At 63.7% G+C, this 25,642-nt stretch carries 20 protein-coding genes and 1 tRNA gene; 10 read left to right on the top strand and 11 right to left on the bottom strand.

The features are described 5' to 3' along the window. Window positions 1–17: 17 nt before the first annotated feature. The 9 genes from mraY to V6N07_RS14600 form a co-directional block, all read right to left on the bottom strand. Window positions 18–1,103 (bottom strand): phospho-N-acetylmuramoyl-pentapeptide-transferase, encoded by a 1,086-nt coding sequence (gene mraY / locus V6N07_RS14560; RefSeq protein ID WP_371157061.1) that lies wholly within the window; start codon window positions 1,101–1,103, stop codon window positions 18–20. 7 nt (window positions 1,104–1,110) lie between these two features. Further along, entirely contained in the window at window positions 1,111–2,496 is a 1,386-nt protein-coding gene (murF, locus tag V6N07_RS14565) for a UDP-N-acetylmuramoyl-tripeptide--D-alanyl-D-alanine ligase (RefSeq protein WP_371157062.1), read from the bottom strand. After that, on the bottom strand, window positions 2,493–3,944 hold the full coding sequence (locus V6N07_RS14570) for a UDP-N-acetylmuramoyl-L-alanyl-D-glutamate--2,6-diaminopimelate ligase (protein ID WP_371157063.1): 1,452 nt from the start codon (window positions 3,942–3,944) through the stop codon (window positions 2,493–2,495). The genes murF and V6N07_RS14570 overlap by 4 nt, the downstream gene beginning before the upstream one ends. Window positions 3,945–3,999: 55 nt before the next feature. Continuing rightward, complete coding sequence (locus tag V6N07_RS14575) at window positions 4,000–5,793, bottom strand: peptidoglycan D,D-transpeptidase FtsI family protein (RefSeq protein WP_371157065.1); 1,794 nt, start codon at window positions 5,791–5,793, stop codon at window positions 4,000–4,002. Beyond that, a complete protein-coding gene (locus tag V6N07_RS14580; RefSeq protein WP_371157067.1) occupies window positions 5,793–6,236 on the bottom strand; it encodes a cell division protein FtsL in 444 nt (147 codons plus the stop codon). Before V6N07_RS14580 ends, V6N07_RS14575 begins: the two co-directional genes overlap by 1 nt. Before the next feature lie 4 nt (window positions 6,237–6,240). Beyond that, a complete protein-coding gene (rsmH, locus tag V6N07_RS14585) occupies window positions 6,241–7,224 on the bottom strand; it encodes a 16S rRNA (cytosine(1402)-N(4))-methyltransferase RsmH (RefSeq protein ID WP_371157069.1) in 984 nt (327 codons plus the stop codon). Further along, on the bottom strand, window positions 7,221–7,721 hold the full coding sequence (locus V6N07_RS14590; RefSeq protein WP_371157071.1) for a division/cell wall cluster transcriptional repressor MraZ: 501 nt from the start codon (window positions 7,719–7,721) through the stop codon (window positions 7,221–7,223). Before V6N07_RS14590 ends, rsmH begins: the two co-directional genes overlap by 4 nt. Before the next feature lie 728 nt (window positions 7,722–8,449). Further along, a complete protein-coding gene (locus V6N07_RS14595) occupies window positions 8,450–9,529 on the bottom strand; it encodes an Mrp/NBP35 family ATP-binding protein (RefSeq protein ID WP_371157073.1) in 1,080 nt (359 codons plus the stop codon). A 30-nt stretch (window positions 9,530–9,559) separates the two neighbouring features. Next, complete coding sequence (locus tag V6N07_RS14600; RefSeq protein WP_371157074.1) at window positions 9,560–10,750, bottom strand: MFS transporter; 1,191 nt, start codon at window positions 10,748–10,750, stop codon at window positions 9,560–9,562. A 202-nt stretch (window positions 10,751–10,952) separates the two neighbouring features. Between V6N07_RS14600 and V6N07_RS14605 the strand changes: the two genes are divergently transcribed. Then, entirely contained in the window at window positions 10,953–11,174 is a 222-nt protein-coding gene (locus V6N07_RS14605) for a DUF1127 domain-containing protein (protein ID WP_371157076.1), read from the top strand. 562 nt (window positions 11,175–11,736) lie between these two features. Here V6N07_RS14605 and V6N07_RS14610 read toward each other — a convergent pair. Further along, window positions 11,737–14,157 (bottom strand): ATP-dependent helicase, encoded by a 2,421-nt coding sequence (locus V6N07_RS14610; protein WP_371157078.1) that lies wholly within the window; start codon window positions 14,155–14,157, stop codon window positions 11,737–11,739. Between the two features lie 174 nt (window positions 14,158–14,331). Here V6N07_RS14610 and V6N07_RS14615 point away from each other — a divergent pair, with 174 nt between their 5' ends. From V6N07_RS14615 to V6N07_RS14655, 9 genes are all read left to right on the top strand, one after another. Further along, a complete protein-coding gene (locus tag V6N07_RS14615) occupies window positions 14,332–15,633 on the top strand; it encodes a DUF2254 family protein (RefSeq protein ID WP_371157080.1) in 1,302 nt (433 codons plus the stop codon). A gap of 102 nt (window positions 15,634–15,735) precedes the next feature. Next, entirely contained in the window at window positions 15,736–19,176 is a 3,441-nt protein-coding gene (locus V6N07_RS14620; protein WP_371157082.1) for a pyruvate carboxylase, read from the top strand. A gap of 152 nt (window positions 19,177–19,328) precedes the next feature. Beyond that, window positions 19,329–20,075 (top strand): hypothetical protein, encoded by a 747-nt coding sequence (locus V6N07_RS14625; protein WP_371157083.1) that lies wholly within the window; start codon window positions 19,329–19,331, stop codon window positions 20,073–20,075. 107 nt (window positions 20,076–20,182) lie between these two features. Further along, a tRNA-Gly gene (locus V6N07_RS14630) sits at window positions 20,183–20,257 on the top strand. A 223-nt stretch (window positions 20,258–20,480) separates the two neighbouring features. After that, window positions 20,481–21,440, top strand: a complete 960-nt coding sequence (locus tag V6N07_RS14635; protein ID WP_371157084.1) for a DNA cytosine methyltransferase — start codon at window positions 20,481–20,483, stop codon at window positions 21,438–21,440. A 66-nt stretch (window positions 21,441–21,506) separates the two neighbouring features. After that, window positions 21,507–22,415 (top strand): NaeI family type II restriction endonuclease, encoded by a 909-nt coding sequence (locus V6N07_RS14640; RefSeq protein ID WP_371157086.1) that lies wholly within the window; start codon window positions 21,507–21,509, stop codon window positions 22,413–22,415. Beyond that, window positions 22,408–23,001: a hypothetical protein gene (locus V6N07_RS14645; protein ID WP_371157087.1), complete on the top strand. Its 594-nt coding sequence runs from the start codon at window positions 22,408–22,410 to the stop codon at window positions 22,999–23,001. Before V6N07_RS14640 ends, V6N07_RS14645 begins: the two co-directional genes overlap by 8 nt. Further along, window positions 22,988–24,055 (top strand): DUF262 domain-containing protein, encoded by a 1,068-nt coding sequence (locus V6N07_RS14650; protein ID WP_371157089.1) that lies wholly within the window; start codon window positions 22,988–22,990, stop codon window positions 24,053–24,055. The genes V6N07_RS14645 and V6N07_RS14650 overlap by 14 nt, the downstream gene beginning before the upstream one ends. Continuing rightward, window positions 24,052–24,906: a hypothetical protein gene (locus V6N07_RS14655; protein WP_371157091.1), complete on the top strand. Its 855-nt coding sequence runs from the start codon at window positions 24,052–24,054 to the stop codon at window positions 24,904–24,906. The genes V6N07_RS14650 and V6N07_RS14655 overlap by 4 nt, the downstream gene beginning before the upstream one ends. Here V6N07_RS14655 and V6N07_RS14660 read toward each other — a convergent pair. Then, window positions 24,890–25,567: a tyrosine-type recombinase/integrase gene (locus V6N07_RS14660; RefSeq protein ID WP_371157093.1), complete on the bottom strand. Its 678-nt coding sequence runs from the start codon at window positions 25,565–25,567 to the stop codon at window positions 24,890–24,892. The two genes, V6N07_RS14655 and V6N07_RS14660, sit on opposite strands and share 17 nt — an antisense overlap. Window positions 25,568–25,642: the final 75 nt, after the last annotated feature.

The raw sequence follows: 25,642 nt of genomic DNA on the forward strand, positions 1-25,642 counted from the left end.
CTGTCCGTTCGCCGCAGTCACCGAACCTTGAGTGTCGCCAGACCGATCAACGCAAGGATCAGCGCGATGATCCAGAACCGGATCACGACCTGCGGCTCCGCCCAGCCCTTCTTTTCGAAGTGGTGGTGGATCGGCGCCATGAGGAAGACGCGTTTTCCCGTGGCCTTGAAATAGGCGACCTGAATGATGACCGACAGGGCCTCGACCACGAACAACCCGCCGATGATGGCCCAGACCAGTTCGTGCTTGGTCACCACCGCCGCGGTGCCAAGCCCGCCGCCAAGGGCAAGCGACCCGGTGTCGCCCATGAAGACCGCAGCCGGGGGCGCATTGTACCACAGAAAGCCGAGACCACCGCCGATCAGGCCGGCGGCGAAGATCAACAGCTCCCCCGAACCCGGCACGTAATGGACCTCCAGGTAGTCGGTGAAGTCGACCCGCCCCACCGCATAGGCGATGACGCCCAGTGTTCCGGCGGCGATCATGACGGGCATGATGGCCAGACCATCCAGACCGTCGGTCAGGTTCACGGCGTTTGCCGACCCCACGATCACGATCATCACGAAGGGAAGATACAAAATCATCCCCATGTTCCACAGAACATCCTTGAAGAACGGCACGGCGAGCGCGGCCTGAAGCTCCGGCGGATGCATCCAGACCGCAACCAGCCCGGCCAGCAGGGCAATGGTGAACCCCAGCGCAAGACGGACGCGCCCCGGCACACCCTTGGTGTTGCCCGCGCTGACCTTTGCATAATCATCGACGAACCCGATCGCCCCGAAACAGATCGTGACCCCCAGAACCAGCCAGACATAGGGGTTGTCGAGACGTCCGAACAGAAGGGTCGACACGGTCACCGCCCCTAGGATCAGGACGCCCCCCATGGTCGGGGTGCCCGCCTTGACGAAATGCGTCTCAGGACCGTCATCCCGGATCGGCTGTCCCTTGCCCTGCCTGCGGCGCAGCAGGTTGATCAGGGGCTTGCCGAAAAGGAAGCCAAAGACCAACGCCACGAAGAACGCGCCACCGGCCCGCACGGTGATATACCGAAACAGGTTGAAGACGTCGCCGCCGTCGGAAAATGTGGTCAGCCAATAAAGCATGTCGTTCCTACCTTTCGCCGCTGCGGTCGGTCAGCGCGCGCAGGCCATCCACGAGAATGGCCATGTTCATGGACAGCGATCCCTTGACGAGAACCGCATCACCCGGCCCCACCATGTCGCGCAGATGCGCGGCCATGTCGGCGGCCGTATCTTCGTGCAGGCCGCGCCGCGTGGCCGGCAGTGCGTCATGCAGATGTTTCATGAGCGAGCCGACGGTATGAACCTGGTCCACGCCTTCGGTCGCGGGCCGCGCGGCCAATGCCGCGTGCAGGTCCGGCGCCGTCGGGCCCAGCTCCTTCATGTCGCCCAGAATGGCAATGCGCCGGGCGCGGGCCGGAACCTGCGTTGCGGCCAACAGGTCGAGCGCGGCACCAACGCTTGCCGGATTGGCGTTGTAGGCATCGTCGATCAGGTCAAGCGCCGGGCGGTCCGGATCGAGTGTCACGGCATGCCGCTGACCGCGACCCTCGGGCGGGGTCCAGTCGGTCAATGACAGGGCCGCGCGGGCGACATCGGCGCCCACTGCGTCGACGGCGGCAAGAACGGCCAGCGCGTTCAACGCGAAATGCGCGCCCGGCGCCCCGATGCGGAACATCAGATCCCCGTGCGGACCATGCGCCGCACAGGCCGTGCTGTCGGCGCCGGTCACGACCTGTGTCAGCCGCCAGTCGGCGACCGTCGTGCCAAAGGACACCGAGCCTTTCTCGGCCAGGATCGGCGACGTTTCGAGATCGGCGTTCCAGATCGCCGTGCCGCCGGGCACGAGCCCGTCGAAGATCGCGGCCTTTTCGCGGGCAATCCCGCCGATGCCGTCGTCGAACGCCTCCAGATGCACGGGCGCGACGATGGTGACCATCGCGACATGGGGGGCGGCCATCTTGGCCAGGGGGCCGATTTCGCCGGGGTGGTTCATACCGATCTCGACGACCGCGAAATCCGCGTCGGGCGGCGTGGCGGCAAGGGTCAGCGGAACGCCCCAGTGGTTGTTGTAGGACTTGATGGCCGCGTGGGTCCTGCCCTGCGCCGCAAGCACATGGCGCAACATTTCCTTGGTTGATGTCTTGCCGACGCTGCCGGTCACCGCGATGACCCTGGCGCCTGTTCGGGCGCGACCCGCGCGGCCCAACGCCTCCAGCGCGGCCTGCACGTCTTCGACCAGCAGAAGGGGGCGGCCTTCGCACCCTTCGGGGATGCGAGACACGAGAGCGGCACCTGCCCCCTTGTCCAGCGCCTGCGCCGCGAAATCATGCCCGTCCCGCGCAGCCTGCAGGGCGACGAACATCTCACCGGGCTGAATCGTGCGTGTATCGATACTGAACCCTGTGACGGACCAATCCCCGATCGCCTGCCCGCCCGTCGCAGCGGCGGCATCCTTTGCGGACCAAAGCGTCATATTTTCCCCTCCAGAGCGGCGACGGCGATGGAGGCCTGCTCCACATCATCGAAGGGCAGCACCATGTCGCCCACGGTCTGCCCCGTCTCGTGCCCCTTGCCCATGATCAGCAAAGCATCGCCCGGTTGCAGCACGTCTACGCCGGTCAGGATCGCTTCTGCCCGGTCGCCGACATCCGCCGCGCCCGGGGCCCCCTCCAACACCGCCGCGCGAATGCTTGCCGGATCCTCGGAACGGGGGTTGTCGTCTGTCACGATCACGTGGTCCGCATTGTCGTGGGCCGCCTGTCCCATCAAAGGACGCTTGCCGCGATCACGGTCGCCGCCCGCGCCGACGATCGCAACGATCCGCCCCATCACATGCGGGCGCAAGGCGGTCAGGGCCGTGGCCACCGCATCGGGGGTATGCGCGTAATCGACGAATACCGCAGCACCGTTCGACCGGGTCGCGGCCAGTTGCATGCGTCCCCGCACACCGGTCAGACGGGGCAGAACGGCGAAGACGGCCTCCGCCTCCTCGCCCCCAGCGATCACGAGGCCGGCCGCCAACAGGGCATTCGCGGCCTGAAAACCGCCAATCAGGTTCAGCCGGACCGAGAAGGCGCGTCCCTGCCACTGAAACAGCAACTGCTGTCCCGTCGCATCGAACCGCTGCCCCGTCAGACGCAGCCGCGCGGCGTCGCCGCGACCCACGCCGATCACCTCCTGCGTGCGCGCCTCGCACCGGCTGGCCAGGGAAGGGCCATGGGGATCGTCGAGGTTGATGACCGCCACGCCATCGACGGGCAGGATCCGGTCGAACAGACCTTCCTTGGCCGCGAAATAGGCGTCCATCGTCCCGTGGTAGTCGAGGTGATCCTGCGTCAGGTTCGTGAAGCCCGCGGCTGCAAGGCGCACGGCCTCCAGCCGCCGTTGATCCAGCCCGTGCGAGGATGCCTCCATCGCGGCATGGGTGACGCCGGCATCGGCCATGTCGGCCAGCAGGCGGTGCAGGGTGATCGGCTCGGGCGTCGTATGGGCGGAAGGGGCGTGAAACGCGCCTTCGACACCCGTGGTGCCGATATTGGCCGCCGAAAGGTCCAGCGCTTCCCAAAGCTGCCGCGTAAAGGCGGCGACGCTGGTCTTGCCGTTGGTGCCAGTGACCGCGACCATGCACTCGGGCTGCGCGCCCGCCATGAGGGCGGCGGCAAACGCCAATGCGGCGCGCGGATCCTCGACCACGACCACGGGGGCGCCGACAGGCAGAAGCGACGCACCTGCGGGGTCGGTCAGCACGGCGACCGCGCCGCGATCCAGCGCATCTGCGGCATAGGTTGCCCCGTGCACGGTACTGCCCGGCAGCGCCGCGAACAGATCGCCCGCCCGCACACGCCGGTTGTCCACGGCCAACCCGTCAATGATCAGACCATCCGGCCCCGTCAGACCAAGTTCCGACAGCGTCTTGCCCATCCGTGCCCCCTGCCTCGCGCGGCCCGCGTCTAGCGCGCAGATGCCGCCCCGTCCATCAGCGCGCGGCGGCCTGTGTCAGATATGCACCGAAATCGTCACGTCCCGGATCGAAGTCCGGACGCAATCCCATGAGGGGCGCAACCCTGCGCACGATCTCGGAGGACACGGGGACGGCCGTCCAGCCAGCGGTGCGGCGATCTTCACCGGCTGCGTTGATCTCGGGTTCGTCGAGGGTGACCACGAGGACATATTTCGGATCGTTGGCGGGAAACACGCTGGCGAAGGTCGCAATGACGCGATCCTCCCAATAGCCACCGTCGTACTTGGGCTTGTCCGCCGTGCCGGTCTTGCCCCCGACCTGATAGCCCGGAACCTCGCCCATCGACGCCGTTCCGTCGATCACGACCTGTCGCAGCATGTGGCGCGACTCGGCGGAGACGCGGGGTGACACGATGCGCGGCCCCGGCGCGGGTGGCTGACTGCGCGCAAGCAAGGTCGGCGTGACCCGCGTGCCGCCATTGAGCACCGATGCGTAGCCGACCGCGAGGTGCAGGGGCGAAGCGGACAGGCCGTGGCCATAGCTGACCGTCATTGTGGTGATATCGGGCCACCGTGCGGGCACGAGCGGACGAATGCCGGGCGCTTCGGTCAGCTCCAGCTCCGTCGGCTCCATGAAGCCGAGCGAACGCAGGAATTCCTGCTGCCGGTTTGCGCCGATGTCCAGCGCCATGCGCGCCGTGCCGATGTTCGACGACTTGCGGATGACATCAGCCACCGACAGGCGCGGACCATAGTTGTCGAAATCCCGGATCTGGAACCGTCCCTGACGCATCGGACCGGCCGTGTTGATCATCGTGCCGGAGTTCGTCAGCCCCAGTTCCAGCGACTGCGCCGCGGTGAAGATCTTGAAGGTGGAGCCGAGCTCGTAGAGGCCCTGGACCGCGCGATTGAACAACGGGCTGTCGCCCGGATCACCCTCCGTCGCGGGGCGTGGACGGTCGTTCGGGTCGAAATCGGGCAACGAGGCGAGCGAGATGACCTCACCCGTATGGATATCCATCAGGATCGCGGCGGCGCCCTTTGCGTTCATCAGGCGCATACCGCCCGACAGAACCTGTTCGATCGCCGTCTGCACGGGGATGTCGATGGACAGGCGCAGGGGCGCGCCTTCCTGCGCGGGGTCGGACAGATAGGTATCAAAGGTCTTTTCGACGCCCGCGACGCCCTTGATCTCGGCCGCGCGCACATCCTGTTCGCCGTAACGTGCCCCGCCCAGCAGATGCGCCGCCAGCGGGCCATTCGGGTAGAGGCGCATCTCGCGCCGCCCGAACAGAAGGCCCGGCTCGCCCAGATCATGCACGGCCTGCTGCTGCTCGGGCGAAATGTTGCCCTTGAGCCAGAAGAACTTGGACCCGGAGGTAAACCGCCGCTGCCACGTTTCCGCATTCATGTCCGGAAAGATGACAGACAGGCCCTGCGCCGCGGCGATGGGATCGACCATCAGGTGCGGCTGTGCATAAAGCGCCGTGGCCGTGACGTTCGTGGCCAGCACCCGCCCCTCGCGATCGGTGATGTCCGCCCGCTGGCTGACGATCGCTGCACCGGACAGGGACCCGGTCGCAGGCTCGCGCGCTTCGGATGCGGCGATTGCGCCCATCTTCAGACCGACAACCACGAAGCCGAGCAGGAAACAGGAGGCGGTGAACTTGAGCCGCCGTTCCGCCCGCATCCTTGCCTTTTCCGGGTTTTCGCGCGGCAGGACCGGCGTGGGGTCCGGCGCGCGCGGAACCGTCGGCGTCACCGGAACGAAAGGATCGGAGGGTTGCGGGCGGCTTCGGCGACGGAACATCACGGCAATTGCTCTCCATCATCGGCAAGGGTCGGCGGTGCGATCACGGTTGCGGCGACATCGGCCCCATAGCGGTGGTTCATGATGATCACCTCGGACACCATGTCCTCCAACAGATCATCGGCCATAACGTCGTCAAGGGGATTTGGTACGTCTGGCGGGGCATAACCCACCTGCTCGGTCAGGGCGAAGTGATCGGGCGACAGGGGCATCAGGCCAAGGCGCTCGAAGTTCATCTCGGCCAGCGCATGCAGACGGTCAGGGCGGTTCAGGTAGGCCCATTCGGCGCGCAGCATCGACAGCTCCTGATGGCGCTCCCCAATCTGGCGTTCGAGGCTGGCCACCGCGCGTTCCGTGGCGCGGGTCTCATAACCTTCGCGGTAAGCCCAGAAGCCCAGGGCGACGACGGCAAAGACGGACAGAGTATAAAGCAGACCACGCATGGCGTTACCTTTTTCCCTCGGAATTGACGGCCTCTGGCAGGCCGAGTTGACGGCGTGTGACCTCCCCCGCGGGCGCATCCGTGCGACGCGCCAGTCGCAACCGCGCAGAACGGGCGCGCGGGTTGGCGGCCACTTCGGCCTCGCTGGGTGAAATGGCCCGGCTGACCCGGTCGAAACCGGGGATCAGGGCGGCGCGTTCCGGCAAATGGCGACTGCCACCGCCGCCCGTATCGGACCGGGCCGCAAGGAACCGCTTCACCGCGCGATCCTCGACCGAATGAAACGTCACGACCGCAAGCCAGCCGCCGGGCGCCAGCGCGCGTTCGGCGGCATGCAGCCCCTCGATCAGCTCACCAAACTCATCGTTCACGGCAATGCGGATCGCCTGAAAGCTGCGGGTGGCGGGATGGCTCTGACCGGGCTTGGACCGGGGCAGGTTCGCGGTGATCGTCTCGGCCAGTTGCAGGGTCGTCGTATAGGGCGTCTCTTCGCGCGTGCGCAGGATCGCGCGGGCGATGCGGCGGGCGGCCCGTTCCTCGCCGTAGCGATGCAGGATATCGGCAAGCACCCCTTCGGGCGCGGTGTTCACCAGATCGGCGGCGGTCGCCCCCTCGTCGCCCATCCGCATGTCGAGCGGGCCGTCGCGCATGAAGCTGAAGCCACGGTCCGCCCGGTCAAGCTGCATGGAGCTGACGCCCAGATCGAGGACGACGCCGTCCACGCCCTGCGCAACCTCGTCCATGCGGGAGAAGACGGTCTTGACCGTCCGAAGGCGATCACCGAACGCCGCGCCCCACTCCGCCGCCATCTCATGCGCAAGGGGGTCGCGGTCCAGCCCGATCATCAGGTCGGCGCCCGCATCCAGCATGGCGCGGGTATAACCACCGGCGCCCATCGTGCCATCGATCCACGTTCCCGACATGGGCGCGACGGCATCGAGGATCGGCCGCAAGAGGACCGGAACGTGAGGGGCGGCCGTAGCCGTCATTGCGTCGGTCCCGTGTGCGGAAGCAGCGTCAGGGGCGAGGTGTTCACGGGTTGGTTTGCCATCAATTGCGACAGGACGCTGACGGCAGCGGAGGGCGCCTCAGGGGAATAGATGCGGAAACTGTCGCGGTACCCGGCAAACACGGCCATGTCGGTCAGACCCACGAGATCCCTCAGGCGCTTGGGCAGGACGAAGCGGCCGTTGTCGTCGAGGGTCACCTCTTCGATGTTGACGAAAAGGTATTCCTCCAGCGCCTGACGCTCGATGCTGCCGGGCTGCATCTCGTCGATGCGGGCGGACAGGACCTCCATGCCCGCGAAGGTATAGGCTGTCAGGAATGCTTGGTTGTCGGAATGGGCGATGAACATGGTGGCGTTCTCCCCCTCTTCGCGGTCCGGGTGGTTCGCCTCCAGGGCACGACGGAAAGATGCCGGAAAGGACATACGTCCCTTCGCGTCGATCTTGACGTCCTTCTTGCCCCTGAAAACGTCTCTCACCTGGTTCGACGCCCTTACCTGTTCGAAGGGGGACCGGGCGGCCCGCCCTGATGTTTCTGTCACCCGCCGGAACGGCAAACGGCGGTTCGGGGTCTGCCGTCCCGAACCGCCGCCTGTGCCCCGTTAGTCCGGGCATCCGTCACGCGCAGTCACCTGGGGGGATGATGTGCTCGATGCGCGTCGCGGATCTTCATCGTCTGGAGACGTTGGAAGTGCCTTAAAGCCTGCCTCAATGTGCCGGTTCGGGTTCGTTTTTCTGTGACCCTGTTTCCGTCGTGCTCCGTGAGGAGAGTGATGACATGACCACGCGGGGCAGACCAGATGTTTCTTGGGAATTTGGACCGCCGCGTTTATCCACAGATTGGGGATAAGCTGTGTGTAAGGCGATTTTGATACTATATGTAGTAAGTCTTTTGTCGGATGGTAGTATTTGTTGATTTTCAGAAAGTGGTAATTATTCCCAGCCCGTCATAACCTCGTGGCACAAAACCCACATTTCACGGCAAACTACAGACCGTTTCAAATTCGGGCATCCTGCGAACCCTGCCCTTTCACAGCTGCCGCGGAGCGGCGTCTATCCACGAGATTCAAGCGCTTAGGACGCATGCACCCTCGGGGTGACAGAATCACCCTGACGATTCGCAGTCAACGGCACAACAAAGATCCCGCGCCGACGGATGTCGGGGCGGGATCAGGTCGGATGCCAGGATGCCGGTGGTGGAGTCGCCTCAGGCGAGGTCGTCGGACACGAGCTTGCGCGCGATTGTGGCATAGGCCTCGGCCATGTCGCCGTCTTCTGCCGCGATCGGCCGGCCCGCATCCCCTGCAAGGCGGGTGTCGAGATCGATGGGCAGCGCCCCGAGGAACGGCAGCCCGAGGCGCGCGGCCTCGGCGGCCACGCCGCCGTGGCCGAAAACATGGGATTCGTGACCGCATTTGGGACAGTGGAACGTCGACATGTTCTCGATCAGGCCAAGCACGGGTGTCTTGAGGGTCGCAAACATGTCCAGCGCCTTGCGCGCATCCAGCAGGGCCACATCCTGCGGTGTGGACACGACGATGGCCCCCGTCACCACCGCCTTGGTGCAAAGCGTCAACTGCACGTCACCTGTACCGGGCGGCAAGTCGACGATGAGAACATCCAACGGCGCGCCCCCGGTGTGATGCGTCCATTCGACCTGACCCAGCATCTGCTGAAGGGCCCCCATCAGCATCGGACCACGCCAGACCACGGCCTTGTCCTCGCCCAGCATCAGGCCGATGGACATCAGCGTGACGCCATGGGCCTGAAGCGGATGGATCGTCTTGCCATCGGGCGAGGCCGGACGTTTGGTCGCGCCCATCATCCGCGGCTGACTCGGCCCGTAGATATCCGCATCCAGCAGGCCGACCTTGCGTCCCTGCCGCGCCAGCGCCACGGCAAGGTTCGAAGAGACCGTCGATTTCCCGACGCCCCCCTTGCCCGAGGCGATGGCGATCACGCGCTGCACGCCCGGTACGCGCATGGGGCCATCCTGTGGCTTGGGGTGTCCGCCGACCTTCAGGGACGGCGGCTGCTTCGTCTCGGTCGGGGCGGACAACACTGCCTGCACCTGGGAAATGCCGGGCAGTTCGGCGATCAGGGACTGCGCGGCCGCGCGAATCGGCTCCATCTTGCGGGCAATGTCCGGATTGGGGGCCTCGATGACGAAACTGACGCTGCCCTCCCTTATGGTCACGGCGCGCACCATGTCGCGGGACACGATGTCCCCGCCATCCGGCAAGGTCAGCCGGGACAATTCTGCAAGGATATCGTCGCGCGTGGCCATGAACTGTCCTCCGGGGTCATAGGGTCGACGTTAGGTGGCGGCGTTTTGCGCGGAGCGCAAGGTCAGCACGATGGTCACGGCGCCACCCAGGCACCCTGCCCCGACCAGGGTCAGCGGCAAACCGAACAGGCCGGCAAGCCCGCCCATTGCGCCGGACCCCAAGGCGACGGAACCGATGCCGACCACGACCCACAACGACATCACCCGGCCCCGCAGGTCGTCGGGCAGATCCTGCTGCACCGCCGCCTGCAGGGTGACACCGCAGAAGGTAGAGGCAAAACCGAGTACCGCCGTCCACGCCAGGGCCGCCCACCACCCCGTCGCCAACCCGAGCGGCAACAGGGCGCAGACACCCGCGATCAGGACGCACCGGAGCAGGCGTGTGACGCCGGCCTTGCGGGCAGACGCCTTGGCAAGGGCCGCCAGCAGCGCACCGCCCCCTGCGGCGGCCGTCAGCAGGCCCAGGCCTTCTGCCCCCCGATCATGAACGCCTTCGGCCATGACGGGCAAAAGCTCCAGGTAGCCCCGAACCGGAATCGCCATTGCCGCCGTCAGAATGACGGCTTGTCGCGCGACCGGTGTCGTCAGGATATATCGGCCTGCCGCCCGCACCCCCACCATGATCGGATCGCTGCCTGCACCGGGCGGCAAGGGCCGTGGGTCCATCCACCGGACGGCAAACAGCATCGGCAGATACAGCGCGGCCGAGGCCCAGAGGGTCGCCACCGCACCGACGGAGGCCAGCGCGGTGCCCGTCAGAGCAGGCGCAATAAGCCGCGCCATGTTGAAGTTGAGGGCCGACAGGGCCACGACGCCGGACACATCGGCGCGCGGCACGAGGCGCGGTCCGAGTGACATGCGCACCGGATGGTGCGCCGAGGAGACGACCCCGACCGACAGGGCAAGAAACGCCAGACCACCCTGCCCCAGCGCCCCGCTGCCGGCCAGCACGGCCGCAAGAACGAGAAGAGCCAGCATCGCGGCAGAGGTTGTCATGATCGCCCGCCGGATATCGGCCCGATCCACCAGCACGCCGAAGACCGGTCCGGATACCAGCACCGGAACAAGGCCCAACGCCGCGATCAGACCGACATAGGCAGCAGACCCCGACATGTCCCATGCCAGCCACCCCAAAGTGACCCGCTGCGCCCAGAGGGCCTGCGTCAGCGGCACCGCAGCAATAAAGTAGGCACAAAAGCCCGGATGGGACAAAGCGGACATGGGCGTCAGACCGGTATTGTAACGGTGGTATGAAGGCTTCCCTTAGGAAACATATGCAGATGCTGCATAGCGGCATTGAACAACCTAGGCGTTGTGCAATCGCAGCATTCGACCCAAATAGGTCTCACGAAACACGGACACCGGCACTTCGGTCGGGACGTGGTTGGGGGCAAAACGCCCCTTCATTGAGAAAGGGTCTATCATGGCTTTCACCACTTACGGCAATACGGCCGGCGCTTCCATCTCCCTCCGTGACCGTCTGGTCGCGCGCCTTGCAACGCTTCGCACCGATTGGGCCAACTGGCGCCTGTATCGTCAGACCGTCAACGAACTGTCGGACCTGTCGAACCGCGAACTGGCCGACCTCGGCCTGAGCCGGTCGATGATCCGCTCGATCGCCCTGGAAGCTGCCTACGGCAAGTAAGAATACCTGTTTCCGTCACTGTCCTTTCCTCCCATCGGACAGTGCGGAACGCAGTCCGGCCACTCCTCCCTTAGGCCGGGTTGCAGCCTGAAGGTTCTTTCCTCCCAAGGAACCTCGGGTTCGGCCTCTCCCTCCCGAGAGGTCTTCGAGACCGGACCGGCGGCGCCCTCCTCCTCCCTTTAGGGCGTCGTCGGGACCCGGTCGGAACAAATCGGACGACAAGCGCGTTCGACTACAGATTTCGACGGTTGGCGCTCCTCCCAATAGCCGACCGATCGAATAGATCGCCGCTCCTCCTCCTCCCTTGGGGTTGGCGATCACACTTTGAACGGCGGCGCTCCTCCTCCCTTAGGCGCCGTCGTTCTTTGTTTTTCAGCCCCCTGCTTTTGCGCAATTCGGCATCTGGCGTTCGGCATCGACGTCAACGCCATTGACGCGTCGATGGACGTGTTTTCGTCCGGCGTCCGGCGCCGGGTCATGGCCGCGCATTTCCCGTAGAGAGATACAACGCCGCCGCATCATGCGTGCGGCCGTCGAAACCTGACGCCGCCGGTCCGTCCGATCAAAACGGAACGTCGCCCGCCTGGTCCGCGGGCAGCAGGAATCGCCCGACGATCTTCTTGGATCCGGCCTTGTCGAACGCAACGTCGAGCTTGTCGCCCTCGATCGCCTTGACGGTGCCGTAACCGAATTTCGTGTGGAATACCCTGTCCCCTTCCGAGAACGCCGAAACGACGGTGGCATTGATCGTCAGGTTCTTGGCTTCGCTCGGCTGACGCATCGGGCGTTGCGCGTTCGTCTGCAGCCGCTTCCATCCGGGAGAGTTGTAGACATCCGCATTGGCCGCCTTCTGCGGCATATCCGATTCGACACCGCCCGACATCGCCGCGTGTTGCGCGGCGGCCATGCCCGTCGCGCCGAACCCGCCGCCATAAAGACCCGGAGGCGTCAGAACCTCCACGTGGTCTTCGGGCAACTCGTCGACGAACCGGCTGGGCAAGGCTGACTGCCACTGGCCATAGACCCGGCGATTGGCGGCAAAGCTGATGGTGGCGATACGTTCGGCGCGGGTGATGCCGACATACGCCAGCCTGCGCTCCTCCTCCAGCCCCTTGACGCCGCTCTCGTCCATCGACCGCTGCGAGGGGAACAGGCCGTCCTCCCAGCCGGGCAGGAAGACGACCGGAAACTCCAACCCCTTGGCACCATGCAGCGTCATGAGGGTGATCTTGGGCTCCTCGGCCTCCGACTCGTTGTCCATGATCAGGGAGACGTGTTCGAGGAATCCCTGAAGGTTCTCGAATTCGCCCAGCGAATTCACCAGTTCCTTGAGGTTCTCGAGCCGCCCCGGTGCTTCGGGCGTCTTTTCGTTCTGCCAGAAGGTCGTGTACCCGGATTCGTCGAGGATCTCCTCGGCAAGGCGGATATGGTCGCGCCCGTCCAGCATTTCGGCCCGCCACCGCGCCAGCCCGTCGACCAGTTCCTGCAACGCCTTGCCGCCGCGCCCGCCGATCGTCTTGGATGTCACGCACAGACGCGCCCCTTCCAGAAGCGACAGGCCGTTCGACCGCGCCATCACCTGAATCGTCTGCTGCGCCTTGTCGCCCAAGCCGCGCTTGGGGGTGTTCACGATCCGCTCGAACGCCAGATCGTCGTCGGGCGAGACGACCAGCCGGAAATAGGCCATCGCATCGCGGATTTCCAAACGTTCGAAGAATCGCGGTCCGCCGATGACGCGATACGGCAGGCCGATGGTCAGGAACCGGTCCTCGAAGGCGCGCATCTGGTGCGCGGCACGCACGAGGATCGCCATATCGTCCAGCGAGAACGGGTCGAGGTTGCGGGTGCCGCGCTGCAACGCCTCCGCCTCCTCCCCGATCCAGCGGGCTTCCTCATCGCCGTCCCAATGGCCGATCAGGCGGACCTTCTCGCCCTCCTCGGCTTCGGTCCAGAGGGTCTTGCCCAGCCGCCCCTTGTTTCCCGCGATCACGCCCGAAGCGGCGGCGAGGATATGGGGGGTAGAGCGATAATTCTGCTCCAGCCGGATGATCTCGGCCCCCTCGAAGTCCTTCTCGAACCGCAGGATGTTGCCCACCTCGGCCCCGCGCCAGCCATAGATCGACTGATCGTCGTCCCCCACGCAGCAGATGTTGCGATGCCCGCCCGCCAGAAGGCGCAGCCAGAGATACTGGGCGACGTTCGTGTCCTGATATTCGTCCACGAGGATGTAGCGGAACCATGTCCGATACTTGGACAACACGTCGTCATGCCGCTGAAAGATGTCGATCACATGCAGCAGCAGGTCGCCGAAATCGCAGGCGTTCAACGCGAGCAGACGATCCTGATAGGCCCGATAGAGTGCGACGCCGCGCCCGTCGAAGGCCTGCGCCTCGGAGGCGGGAACCTTGTCCGGCGTCCAGGCGCGGTTCTTCCACTGATCGATGATCCCCGACAGCATCCGGGGCGGCCACTTCTTTTCGTCCATGTCCGCGGCAACGATCAGCTGCTTGAGCAGGCGATTGACGTCGTCGGTATCGAGGATCGTGAAGTTGGAGCGCAGGTGCATCTCCCGCCCTTCGCCGTTCACCATGACGGTGCGGCCGACCAGTTCGGCGTGGCGCCGCAGCAGCTTGACGCAGACGGAATGGAAGGTGCCAAGCCACGGCATCCCCTCGGCCGCCTGCCCCATCATGCCACCAATGCGGGTGCGCATCTCGCGCGCGGCCTTGTTGGTGAAGGTCACGGCCAGGATCTCGTTCGGGCGTGCCTTGCCCTGTGCCATCAGATGCGCGATCCGCGCCGTCAGGGCGCGCGTCTTGCCGGTGCCCGCCCCGGCCAGCATCAGGACCGGCCCATTGAGGGTGTTGACCGCCTGCAACTGCGCCGCGTTCAGCCCCTCCAGATAGGGGGCGGGACGCGCAGCCATGGCACGGGACGAGAGGCTTGCCGCCTCCATCGCATCGGAGTCGTCGTGATATGTCATGCATGACCAATAGAACGGGCGGGACCGCAAGGAAAGCCCGCGTTCACGATGCGTTCGCATCCACGCGCGTTCATGGGCGGCTATCCGCAATCACGATGGCGTTTTGCCTCGCTGTTCCCATAGGCTATCTCGCAGTTGGCCGCTGACGGCCATGAGGGGACAAGGACGCCGCCCGTGTTGCAGGACATCATTCGCTCGACCGGTTCCTTCGTGGCGAATCGCCTGCTGGCTGGGATCTGGGGGCCATCGCTGGCCGCGATGATCCTGATGTTGCCGCTGGCCTTGGGCATGGGCCTGTGGGACCGGTCCGGATTGTCGGACGGGATCGCACGGATCGCCCCGCCGCTTGCCTTCGATGCGGCGGCGGCGTCGGATCACTTCGATGCCCTGCTGACGGTTCAGATTGCCATCCTCGGGCTGTATTTCTCGATCACGCTGCTGGTGCTGACGCTTGCCGCATCATCCCTCGGAACGCGGCTGATTGAACGCTGGATCGCCCGGATCGAGATCCGGTTCACCTTGATGCAATGGATGGCCCTCGTGACTTTGTCGCTGATGGGGCGGTTCTTCGTGGCCGAGGACGTCGTCGTGCCCCGCGGCCTGATCCTGCTGGATCTTGCCCTGACACTGGCGGCACTCGGATGGTTGGGTTTCGGGTATCATCGGCTGGCACGGACCGCGCATGTCGATACCTCCGTGGCGGATATCGGCGAGACATTGGCGCGGGACCGACGCGATTGGCCGATGTGCGACGGGCCCGATCCCACCCGCAGCCCCGACCACGTGGTCCATGCCACCTCTGCCGGATACCTCGGCGCGTTCGACAGACAATCGCTGATCGACGCGGCGCGCGACGCTGGCGCCCAGATCGCGCTACGGATCCCCGACGGGGAATTCCTGAACGAGGGCGATCCCTTGGCCCATGTATGGGGGGCGGGCGACGCGCTGGACCGCGTGATCCTGAAAACCTGCGAGATGACGGCGTATCGCAACGACCATCCGACCGGCCCCTTCGGCCTGACCCTTCTGGTGGAACTTGCCGCCCGTGCCCTGTCGTCCGGCATCAACGACCACCAGACGGCCGCCACCTGTGTCGACTGGATCGGTCAGGGTCTTTGCGGGTCGCTGCGCAACCAGATGCGCAGGGACGGATGGCTGGCGGATGATGATGGCCGCGCGCGGCTTCATGTGCCCGATAGCGGGATCATACCGCAATGGCGCCCCTACCTGACGGTTCTGCACCGCGCGACGGCACCGCACCCCTTCGTCGCCGGTCGCCTGATGGATGCCTATATCGCGGCCCGAAAGCGGGCGCGCGATGACCGGGATCATGCGGACCTGACCGACATGATCGGCGAGGTCGCGCAAGGCGCGCTCCGTTCGGCCACGCCATTCGAACGCGACGCCTTGACCGCACGGATGACCGCGGCGGACATTGCGCCCGCGCCAACCGGCACAGGTGTCAAAACGGGCTGACGCGCTGTCGAAACACTGTAGACAAGCGCCGCCGCGCATGAACCTGTTGCCGCAGTGCGGCATAACAGTTACGAAAACGTCACGGATATCCGAGGGATCGACATGGCCAACTTCAAGAAAATTCTGATTGCCAACCGTGGCGAGATTGCGATCCGCATCATGCGCGCCGCAAACGAAATGGGCAAGAAGACCGTCGCCGTCTATGCCGAAGAGGACAAGCTGGGCCTCCATCGCTTCAAGGCGGATGAGGCCTACAAGATCGGCGAAGGGCTTGGTCCGGTTGCCGCCTACCTCGCGATCCCCGAAATCATCCGCGTGGCCAAGGCCAGCGGGGCGGATGCGATCCATCCGGGCTATGGCCTGCTGTCCGAGAACCCCGAATTCGTCGACGCCTGCGTCGCCGCGGGCATTACCTTCATCGGGCCAAAGGCCGAAACGATGCGTGCCCTGGGTGACAAGGCCAGCGCGCGGCGCGTGGCGATCGAAGCCGGCGTGCCGGTCATTCCGGCGACCGAAGTCCTCGGCGACGACATGGACGCCATCAAGAAGCAGGCGGCCGAGGTCGGCTATCCGCTGATGCTCAAGGCCAGCTGGGGCGGTGGCGGACGCGGCATGCGCCCGATCTTCGGCGAGGACGAGCTGGAGGAAAAGGTGTTGGAAGGCCGGCGCGAGGCCGAGGCCGCATTCGGCAACGGCGAAGGCTACCTCGAGAAGATGATCCAGCGTGCCCGCCACGTGGAGGTTCAGGTACTGGGCGACAGCCACGGCAACACCTATCACCTCTATGAGCGTGACTGCTCCGTGCAGCGCCGCAACCAGAAGGTCGTGGAACGCGCGCCGGCCCCCTACCTGTCCGAGACGCAGCGCGAACGCATCTGCGCGCTTGGCAAGAAGATCTGCGAACACGTCAACTACGAATGCGCCGGCACCGTCGAGTTCCTGATGGATATGGACTCTGGCGAGTTCTATTTCATCGAGGTGAACCCCCGCGTGCAGGTCGAGCATACCGTGACCGAAGAGGTGACGGGCATCGACATCGTCCGCGCGCAGATCCTGATCGCCGAAGGCAAGTCGCTGATGGAGGCCACGGGCGTGGCCTCGCAGTACGACGTCGAACTGTCCGGTCACGCCATCCAGTGTCGTGTGACGACCGAAGACCCGCAGAACAATTTCATCCCCGACTATGGCCGCATCACCACCTATCGGTCGGCCACGGGCATGGGCATCCGGCTGGACGGGGGCACCGCCTATTCCGGTGCGGTCATCACCCGCTACTACGACAGTCTGCTTGAAAAGGTCACTGCCTGGGCCCCCACGCCCGAGGCGGCGATAGCCCGCATGGACCGTGCGTTGCGGGAATTCCGCATCCGGGGTGTCAGCACGAACATCGCCTTCGTCGAGAACCTGCTGAAGAACCCGGTCTTCCTGTCGAATGAATACCACACCAAGTTCATCGACGAGACGCCCGAGCTATTCGATTTCAAGCCGCGTCGCGACCGTGCCACCAAGATCCTGACCTATGTGGCCGACATTTCGGTCAACGGACACCCGGAAACAGAGGGCCGTGCCCGACCCGCCGCCGATGTCCGCGCGCCCGTGGTCCCTGCCCTATTGGTGGACACGCCGCCGGACGGGTCCAAGCAGATTCTCGAACGGGAAGGTCCGAAGGCCCTCGCCGACTGGATGCTGGCGCAGGATCGCCTGCTGCTGACCGACACGACCATGCGCGACGGGCACCAGTCGCTGCTGGCCACCCGGATGCGGTCGATCGACATGGTCCGCGTGGCGCCCGCCTATGCCGCCAACCTGCCGCAACTCTTCTCGATGGAATGCTGGGGCGGCGCGACATTCGACGTGGCCTACCGCTTCCTGCAGGAATGCCCGTGGCAGCGTCTGCGCGATCTGCGCAAGGCGATGCCGAACCTGCTGACCCAGATGCTGCTGCGCGCGTCGAACGGCGTAGGATACACCAACTATCCCGACAACGTCGTGCAAAGCTTCGTGCGTCAGGCGGCCGAAACCGGCGTCGACGTCTTCCGCGTCTTCGACAGCCTCAACTGGGTCGAGAACATGCGCGTGGCGATGGACGCCGTGATCGAGACGGGCAAGGTCTGCGAAGGCACCGTCTGCTACACTGGCGACATGCTGGACCCGGCGCGGTCCAAGTATGACCTGAAATACTACGTCGGCATGGCCAAGGAGCTGGAGGCCGCGGGCGCCCATGTTCTGGGCCTCAAGGACATGGCAGGCCTGCTGAAACCCGCCGCGGCCCGTGTCCTGATCAAGGCCCTGAAGGAGGAGGTCGGCCTGCCCGTCCACTTCCACACCCACGATACCGCCGGCATCGCCAGCGCGACGATCCTTGCGGCGGCGGATGCGGGCGTCGATGCGGCCGACGTCGCGATGGACAGCCTGTCGGGCAACACGTCGCAGGCGACCTTCGGCACCATCGTCTCGTCGCTGAAGGGCGATGCCCGCGACACGCAGATCGACATGTCCGCCGTGCGCCGGATCGACGATTACTGGGATGCGGTCCGCGCTCAGTATCTTGCCTTCGAGAGCGGCATGCAGGCCCCCTCCTCCGAGGTCTACCTGCACGAGATGCCGGGCGGTCAGTTCACCAACCTCAAGGCGCAGGCCCGGTCCATGGGGCTGGAGGAACGCTGGCATGAGGTGGCGCAGATGTATGCCGACGTGAACCAGATGTTCGGTGACATCGTGAAGGTCACGCCGTCGTCGAAGGTCGTGGGCGACATGGCCCTGATGATGGTGGCCCAGGGGTTGACCACCGCGCAGGTGGCGGACCCCAAGGTCGAGGTCAGCTTCCCCGACAGCGTCGTCGACATGATGAAGGGCAACCTCGGTCAGCCCCCCGGCGGCTGGCCCAAGGCGATCCAAAAAAAGGCCCTCAAGGGCGAGGCCCCGTCGCTGGAGCGGCCCGGCAAGCATCTGCCCCCCGTCGATCTGGAGGCCGTGCGTGCCGAACTGGCCGAGAAGATCGGCGAGGAGGTCGATGACGAGGACCTCAACGGCTACCTCATGTATCCCAAGGTCTTTACCGATTATGCCGCGCGGCATCAGACCTATGGCCCCGTGCGCGCCCTGCCGACGCCCGTGTTCTTCTACGGGATGGAGCCGGGGGACGAGATCGAGGCCGAGATCGACCCCGGCGTCAGCCTCGTGATCCGCTGCGTCGCGCGCGGCGACACGACCGACGACGGCGATGCGCGCGTGTTCTTCGAGTTGAACGGCCAGCCCCGCGTCATCCGCGTGCCGGACCGCCGCGTGGCAGGCACGGCCGCCAAGATGCCAAAGGCCGAAGTCGGCAACCCCAACCACATCGGCGCCCCGATGCCGGGCGTCGTGGCGAGCGTGGCGGCGCAGCCGGGTGGCGTCGTGAAGAAAGGCGACCTGCTGCTGACGATCGAGGCGATGAAGATGGAAACCGGCCTGCACGCGGAACGCGATGCCACGATCAAGGCGATCCATGTGACCCCAGGTGCCCAGATCGATGCGAAGGACCTTCTGATCGAACTGGAATGACCATGCGACCACGGGCGGCGCAAAAACGCCGCCCGTGATCCGCCATTGTTTCCCAAAATGCGCCGTATCTGCCTTGGTTTCGGCGCAATACTCGCATGCTCCCGCCGCAGGAAATCGGTAGGCCGGTCTCGTCCCAATTTACGAGTGCCGCCATGCGAACGTTGTTCAAGTCATTCAAGGAATTCCTAGCCGACACGCGCGGCGCAATCACCGTCGACTACGTCGTCCTGACGGCCGTGACCGCCGGGGTCGGCATCGCCGCATCCGACCTCGTGATGGACGGCTACCGTGCGCTTGCGGCAAACGTGAACGGCGAATTGTCCGGCGAAGTCGTCAGCGCCGAAGAAGGCGGGGGCGAGACCGAGTCCGGCCTGTCCCTCGGCGTCACTTTCACGACGGCCTTCAACAACGATGCCAATGGCTGGTACGGCGGGTCCGTGACGGACGTCAAAGGCATCGGGAACGTCATGCAGATCGCCGGCAGCCGCGGTGCGCAGAGCATCGTGCAGGAATTCGCCATCGAAAAAGGCGTGGCTGAGGCGACCTTCTCGTTCGACCTGTATGCGCTCGACAGTCTGGATGATGAATCTGGGATCATCTTCATCGATGGCCAGGAGGTCGGTCGCCTGACCAAGGGCAATTCCGGAACGACGTTCACCCCGTCGACGGTGGCCGGCATCACCGTGACCGGCAAGGTCGTGGACGAGAACGTCTCTCTCGGTGGCAACATGAGCGATGCGCACAATTGGGTCGACAGCATGGCCACGGTCTCGATCACGGTCGCGAACCCCAACGAATACGTCGCGCTCGGCTTTGGTTCTGACGCCGATCAGAACGTCGGAAACGAAAGTTTCGCGGTCGACAACTTCACCGCCACGGGTCTTCAGGCGACCTCCTGACCGCGGCTGGTGCGACGTAGGGGCAAGATGAGAAAAACCGTCATGAAAGTCGCATTTTCCGCTTGCGCCGGAACGCCGGGTTTTCTAATTGATCGCTACCAAACGGTGCGGGCGTAGCTCAGGGGTAGAGCATAACCTTGCCAAGGTTAGGGTCGGGCGTTCGAATCGCCTCGCCCGCTCCAAAATAACCGAATACCCACGGTTAGTTAGACAAGGCCGCCTTCGGGCGGCCTTTCTCTTTTCGGCGCGCGGGGTAACATTGGGGTAACAGATTGCTACCCAGTCGGGCTTGCCGGAATCAGACTTTGCCGGTAAGAACAAATTAAGAACATTCATGCAGCATGGGTTCACCTATTGATCTAGCTGACCACAACGGGTTGTATGTGCAAAAAGAGGGTGGGCCACATGCTGACATCTTTAGAACTTTGTGCTGGTGCTGGCGGCCAAGCCCTTGGGCTGGAAAACGCGGGATTCGCCCACACTGCCTTGGTCGAGATAGACAAGCACTGCTGCAACACCCTGCGCCACAACCGGCCTGAGTGGAACGTCCTGGAAGAAGACATGCGAATCTTCAAGGAGCGCGCGGCTGACTACAAGGGTATGGACCTTCTAGCCGGTGGCCTGCCGTGTCCGCCCTTCTCCGTCGCCGGCAAACAGCTTGGCGAACAGGATGAACGCAACCTGTTCAGTGACGCTATCGACATCGTGGATGCGGCCCGGCCTCGCGCGGTGATGATTGAGAATGTGCGCGGGTTCTTGGACGCCGTGTTCCACGACTACCGCGAACGGCTTAAGTCACAGTTAGACAAGCTAGGGTACAAGACAGACTGGCGGCTCCTGAATGCGTCTGACTATGGCGTTCCCCAACTCCGGCCACGCGTTGTGATCGTCGCGGTACAGAAGGAGCGTGCCGACTTTTTCGACTGGCCAGAGCCAAACCCACACAACCCTCCGACCGTTGGCGAAACGCTGCAAGACCTCATGGCCGCCCGTGGCTGGCGCGGTGCAGAGGACTGGGCCGCAAAAGCTGACGAGATTGCACCAACAATCGTCGGCGGCTCCAAGAAGCACGGCGGTCCCGACCTTGGCCCTACCCGTGCCCGTGCCGCTTGGGCCACGTTGGGCGTCGAGGGGCGGACCATAGCACCCGAAGCACCGGACCCCTTCCACAATGGTATGCCGCGCCTTACGGTGCCGATGGTAGCCCGCATACAGGGCTTCCCAGACGACTGGCACTTCACGGGGGCCAAGACCAACGCCTACCGTCAGGTCGGAAATGCGTTCCCGCCTCCGGTGGCGCAAGCTGTATCGGCTCAAATCGCAAAGACATTACGCAAGCGTGTGTTGCGCGTGGTCAGCGCCTAAACTTCCAAACACCCCGGATTTGTGACAGCTTATTGAGAACACAAAGATTCTCAGAGCGGCAAGCGTTTGAAAAAGAACATTCCAGAAAGCGTTGTCGTCGCGGGCCACCGTGACCACGAATTGCTGACCACCATTGCGGACGACATTGCGAAACGCGCTGGCGGCGATGAAGCACTGGCGTCTAAGTTTGCCGCAATGCTACGCCAGTGCGTCGATGATGTAATTATGACACCTAAAACCGGGCGGCGCTCGTATGATGAGTTGGAGAAGACCGAAAAGACCTACATCGGCACCCGCGTAGAGATTGAATTGCGCGCCATGCTGAGCCTGCCCAAAGGTAAACTGGATACCATGATCCTTGGGCATGATGTGGACATCAAAAACACGATGGGCAGCAATTGGATGATTCCCACCGAAGCGGTGGACCATCCCTGCATTCTGGTGGCGGCTGACGAGGTCCGTGCGACCTGCTTTCTGGGGCTGATCGTGGCCCGGCCCGACTATCTGACGCTTGGCCAGAACAAGGACTCCAAGAAAAGCGTTTCGGCGCTGGGGTTCGCTAACATACTTTGGCTTCTGCTGGACCACCCGTATCCGCCCAACTTCTGGCGCACCGTCGCGCCCGATGCGATCGAACGGATATTTGCAGGAAAGTCGGGCAATCAGCGCATGGCAAACCTGTTCCGCGAGGTGCAGCGCGAACCGATAACCCGCGACGTGGTGGAGGCCGTGGCGCAGCAGCAGGACTTTATGCGGCGCATTAGATCGGACAACGGCAGGGGCACGCGGGACCACCTCGCCCGCGAAGGCATCCTGTTGCTGTCCGGGCACTACGACGCTCCGTTGATCGCGGCGTTGGGCTTGCCCGAGTGTTCCGGCAGTGAGTTTGTTTCCTATCGGCCAGTGTCGCAGCGCGAAGCCGATCTGGCGGTAGAACATGGAATTGCGCTAGATTGGCACCCGACTGATGGATAGTAACGAACTGCTGCGACGCCTCCGCAACGATGGTCATGTTGATTTCGTCAATAACTGTTTGTTCGATGACTACGCGTGGGTTTGCCCTACCCGAAGTGGTGATGAGTACGAGGATGTAAGAAGCCAGTTTAGCGAAGTTTTCGGAAACAGCCCGTCGGACATCGCGATAGTCGGAAGCGGGAAGTACGGCTTCAGTATGTCTCCGCAAAAGAGCTTTCGCGCTTTTCAGCCTGACGATACGCAATCGAATGTGTCGGACATCGACCTAGTGGTGGTTTCCCGCGCGCTCTTCAACGAGACATGGCGGCACCTTCGGCGCGCAGACTACAATGGTGCTGTAAATGCGAGAAAATATTTTCAGGAGGACGTTTTTCGCAGATTCATTACTGTTGGGACTGATAATGTTAACGATACGGCCTACCTGCGAGACCTGACAAAATTGCTGAATAGAGTTCGAAAAACTGCGACGACGAAATTCGGCATCACTCAAATTGTTAAGCTGCGGGTGTACTGTACATGGGCGGACGCAAAATCTTACCACGTCTGGAGCCTGCAAAAGCTGGGAGAGCAGCATGGGATTCAATAACGAAATACAATCCTCAAGACCAAATGTTACAGAAATTCTCACGAAGATGCGTGCGTCTGAGTATTTTGTTGATCGGTCTTTTCAAAGGAGACTTGTCTGGACCGACAAACAGAAGGTGAGACTCATAGAAACTGTGCTGATGGAATATCCGATGCCGGAGATTTATGTTTGGGAGCAGGTTCCAGATGCTGAAACTGGACAGCAGAAACTGAGTATCGTTGATGGACAGCAGCGTCTTTCAACTCTCAGAGAGTTCACAAGCAATGAGTGGCCGTTGAAAGCGGCGTTTCTCGATTCTGAGCATCAAAATGTAGCATACGCAGACAAGTATTGGAAGGACCTCAGCAGCCAACAAAGAACCGCATTTTTCCAATACAGCCTCAATGCGCGACGCATTCCAAGTTCTGTAAATGAGGGTGAAATCAGAAATATTTTCGCCCGCCTCAACGAGACGGATCGGTCGCTCAATCCGCAAGAAATGCGCAATGCAACCCTAAACGGTGAGTTTTTGACAGCTTCTCTTGAAGTTGCCGACAGCGATGAAATGAAGGCTTTAGACATCTTCACTAAGGACAATGTGCGTCGTATGGCTGATGTTGAATTCGCCAGCCAACTACTGGGCTACGAAAGAAAAGGTATAGTTAATGACACGCCCAGAAGTATGAACGAATTGTACGACGAATTCACCAATGAATATCAGGCCGCCGCGGCCGATACTGCGAAGTTAAAGCGATCACTAAAGAAAATAAGCGAGATCTTCCAAAACAATGACGTACGTAGCTTCTTCGAGACACAGAACTACGTCTACACGTTGCATACCTTGCTAGATACGAAGACCGGTATTTCGGCGGCAGACTGGCAAACGCCCCTCGCCCACTTTGTGACGGCATACAAGGCAGCACCGATTGAAGCCGATGACGAAGCAGCAATTGACGACAACCTTCGTGAGTTTAGGCAAGGTGCAAGTTCGCGCACACGGAGCAAGTCAAGCCGGACGCAACGCCTGTTCGGGCTGAAGAAATGGATAGAGGCTAACTATCCTGATCTGACTTGACCCTGTTCCTCACCAAAGTCTGGGGCTGGGACGTTCCCGTGGGGCCGCTGCAATTCAGCACGAGCGGCTGGCGGGACAACGCGCTGCGCCAGCTAGAGGGCGGCGACCGTGTGGTGCTGGTGGGCACCACGGGCGAGCAGACCCCCGACGATATGAAGGGTCGCCTGCTCGGCGTCATGCAGCCTTCGCGCGAGCCGGTCATGTCGATGGACTTCGACGTGCGGGCGCGGCCCGGCGACTTCGTGGATGGCGAATACAAGTGGCCGGTGGGCCTGATGAACCTGCGCGCTTGGTCTCTGCCAGAACGCCCGAAGCTGAACCAGATCAGCGACCGCAAGTTCAGCATGGACTCGGCGCAGGGCATCGTGCCGCTCATAGACGACGAAGCCGCGCGCGTACTGGCACTCGACTGGCGCGAAGAAGCCCTGATGCAGCCAACCGCGCAGGCGCAGGTACGCATGGCCAAACGACACGGCACCGCTAAGCGGACCGCCCCGCCGCCCACGACGACGCGCAGGGGCGTCATGCACATGCGGCGGGCACCCGCCTACACCTACGCCATGCGGGTCGCTGGCGCCCGACCCAGTGCCTTCAAGATAGGTTGGGCTTTCGACTTCAAGCAGCGGGCGCGGCAATTCAATCACGCGGCTCTGCCCGGTCTCGGCGGGTTGGAGTATCAGCCTTTTCGCTTCCACCTCTGGGACACCGCGCGGCAAGCCTATTCGATGGAGCAGGCGTTGCTCGCGCACCTGTCGGATCGGGTTCATTCCGACAACGGAGAAGTCGTCACGGGACTGAGTGACGACGCGCTCGACGCCGCATGGTTCGCGGGCGTCAGCGGTAAGCTGTGAGCCGCTTCAACGGCGAGTCCTCGAACGACCGTTCCAGCCGCACATAGGTCGCCAGCGTGCCGAGGGACTTGTGCCCCGACTGCACCTGAATATCCGGCAGGCTCAGGCCGTCCTTGGCCAGCGACGTGATGCCCCCCGCGCGCAGGGAGTGGCCGCCCATGCAGGCGGGGTCCATGCCCAAATCCTGCGCCGCGCGCTTCACCACTCGGCCCACCGCGCCGCCGCGCAGACGGTTCGGGCGCACGTTGCCGTGGCGGTCCACGCCTCGGAACAGGGCCTCGCCGGGGGCTATGCCCGCCGCCTCCACCCATCGCTCCACCGCCAGCACGGGGCAGTATCGGGGGGCGCTGCGCCGGTACGGTATCGCATAAGGCAATTCCTCGTCGCCCATGCGGCTTGTCTTCGAGCGGCGCAGCTTGATCAATAAGCCTTCGTTAGTGATCGTCGCGTAGCCCGTTCCGTCGCCGCCGGGGCCGAAGTCCAGCCCCACTATCTCGGACCGGCGGCGGCACCCGTACACGCCGACGCAGAGAATGGCGGCATCACGGATCGCGCGCGTGGTATTCGGCGCGGCGGCTATCAAGGTATCGAGGCTGGCGATCAGAAGCGGGCGCTTGCGCACCGGCTCGGCCCCGTGTTCGGCCCGTATGCCGCGCAGCACCCGCTGAACCTCCGCATGGCGGGCGGGGCTTGGCCGGGTGCCGACGCCGGGTTCGCCTATGGTATGGCCCTTCCC

The organism is Jannaschia sp. 2305UL9-9, from assembly GCF_041403465.1.
Taxonomy (GTDB): domain Bacteria; phylum Pseudomonadota; class Alphaproteobacteria; order Rhodobacterales; family Rhodobacteraceae; genus Jannaschia.

Bases quoted from the DNA above. Each gene is read 5' to 3' on its own strand.
- V6N07_RS14610 (WP_371157078.1), bottom strand. From the start codon at position 14,157: ATGACATATCACGACGACTCCGATGCGATGGAGGCGGCAAGCCTCTCG.
- V6N07_RS14580 (WP_371157067.1), bottom strand. From the start codon at position 6,236: ATGCGTGGTCTGCTTTATACTCTGTCCGTCTTTGCCGTCGTCGCCCTG.
- V6N07_RS14600 (WP_371157074.1), bottom strand. From the start codon at position 10,750: ATGTCCGCTTTGTCCCATCCGGGCTTTTGTGCCTACTTTATTGCTGCG.
- V6N07_RS14620 (WP_371157082.1), top strand. From the start codon at position 15,736: ATGGCCAACTTCAAGAAAATTCTGATTGCCAACCGTGGCGAGATTGCG.
- V6N07_RS14570 (WP_371157063.1), bottom strand. From the start codon at position 3,944: ATGGGCAAGACGCTGTCGGAACTTGGTCTGACGGGGCCGGATGGTCTG.
- V6N07_RS14650 (WP_371157089.1), top strand. From the start codon at position 22,988: ATGGGATTCAATAACGAAATACAATCCTCAAGACCAAATGTTACAGAA.
- V6N07_RS14575 (WP_371157065.1), bottom strand. From the start codon at position 5,793: ATGTTCCGTCGCCGAAGCCGCCCGCAACCCTCCGATCCTTTCGTTCCG.
- V6N07_RS14635 (WP_371157084.1), top strand. From the start codon at position 20,481: ATGCTGACATCTTTAGAACTTTGTGCTGGTGCTGGCGGCCAAGCCCTT.
- V6N07_RS14605 (WP_371157076.1), top strand. From the start codon at position 10,953: ATGGCTTTCACCACTTACGGCAATACGGCCGGCGCTTCCATCTCCCTC.
- rsmH (WP_371157069.1), bottom strand. From the start codon at position 7,224: ATGACGGCTACGGCCGCCCCTCACGTTCCGGTCCTCTTGCGGCCGATC.
- mraY (WP_371157061.1), bottom strand. From the start codon at position 1,103: ATGCTTTATTGGCTGACCACATTTTCCGACGGCGGCGACGTCTTCAAC.
- V6N07_RS14595 (WP_371157073.1), bottom strand. From the start codon at position 9,529: ATGGCCACGCGCGACGATATCCTTGCAGAATTGTCCCGGCTGACCTTG.
- V6N07_RS14625 (WP_371157083.1), top strand. From the start codon at position 19,329: ATGCGAACGTTGTTCAAGTCATTCAAGGAATTCCTAGCCGACACGCGC.
- murF (WP_371157062.1), bottom strand. From the start codon at position 2,496: ATGACGCTTTGGTCCGCAAAGGATGCCGCCGCTGCGACGGGCGGGCAG.
- V6N07_RS14645 (WP_371157087.1), top strand. From the start codon at position 22,408: ATGGATAGTAACGAACTGCTGCGACGCCTCCGCAACGATGGTCATGTT.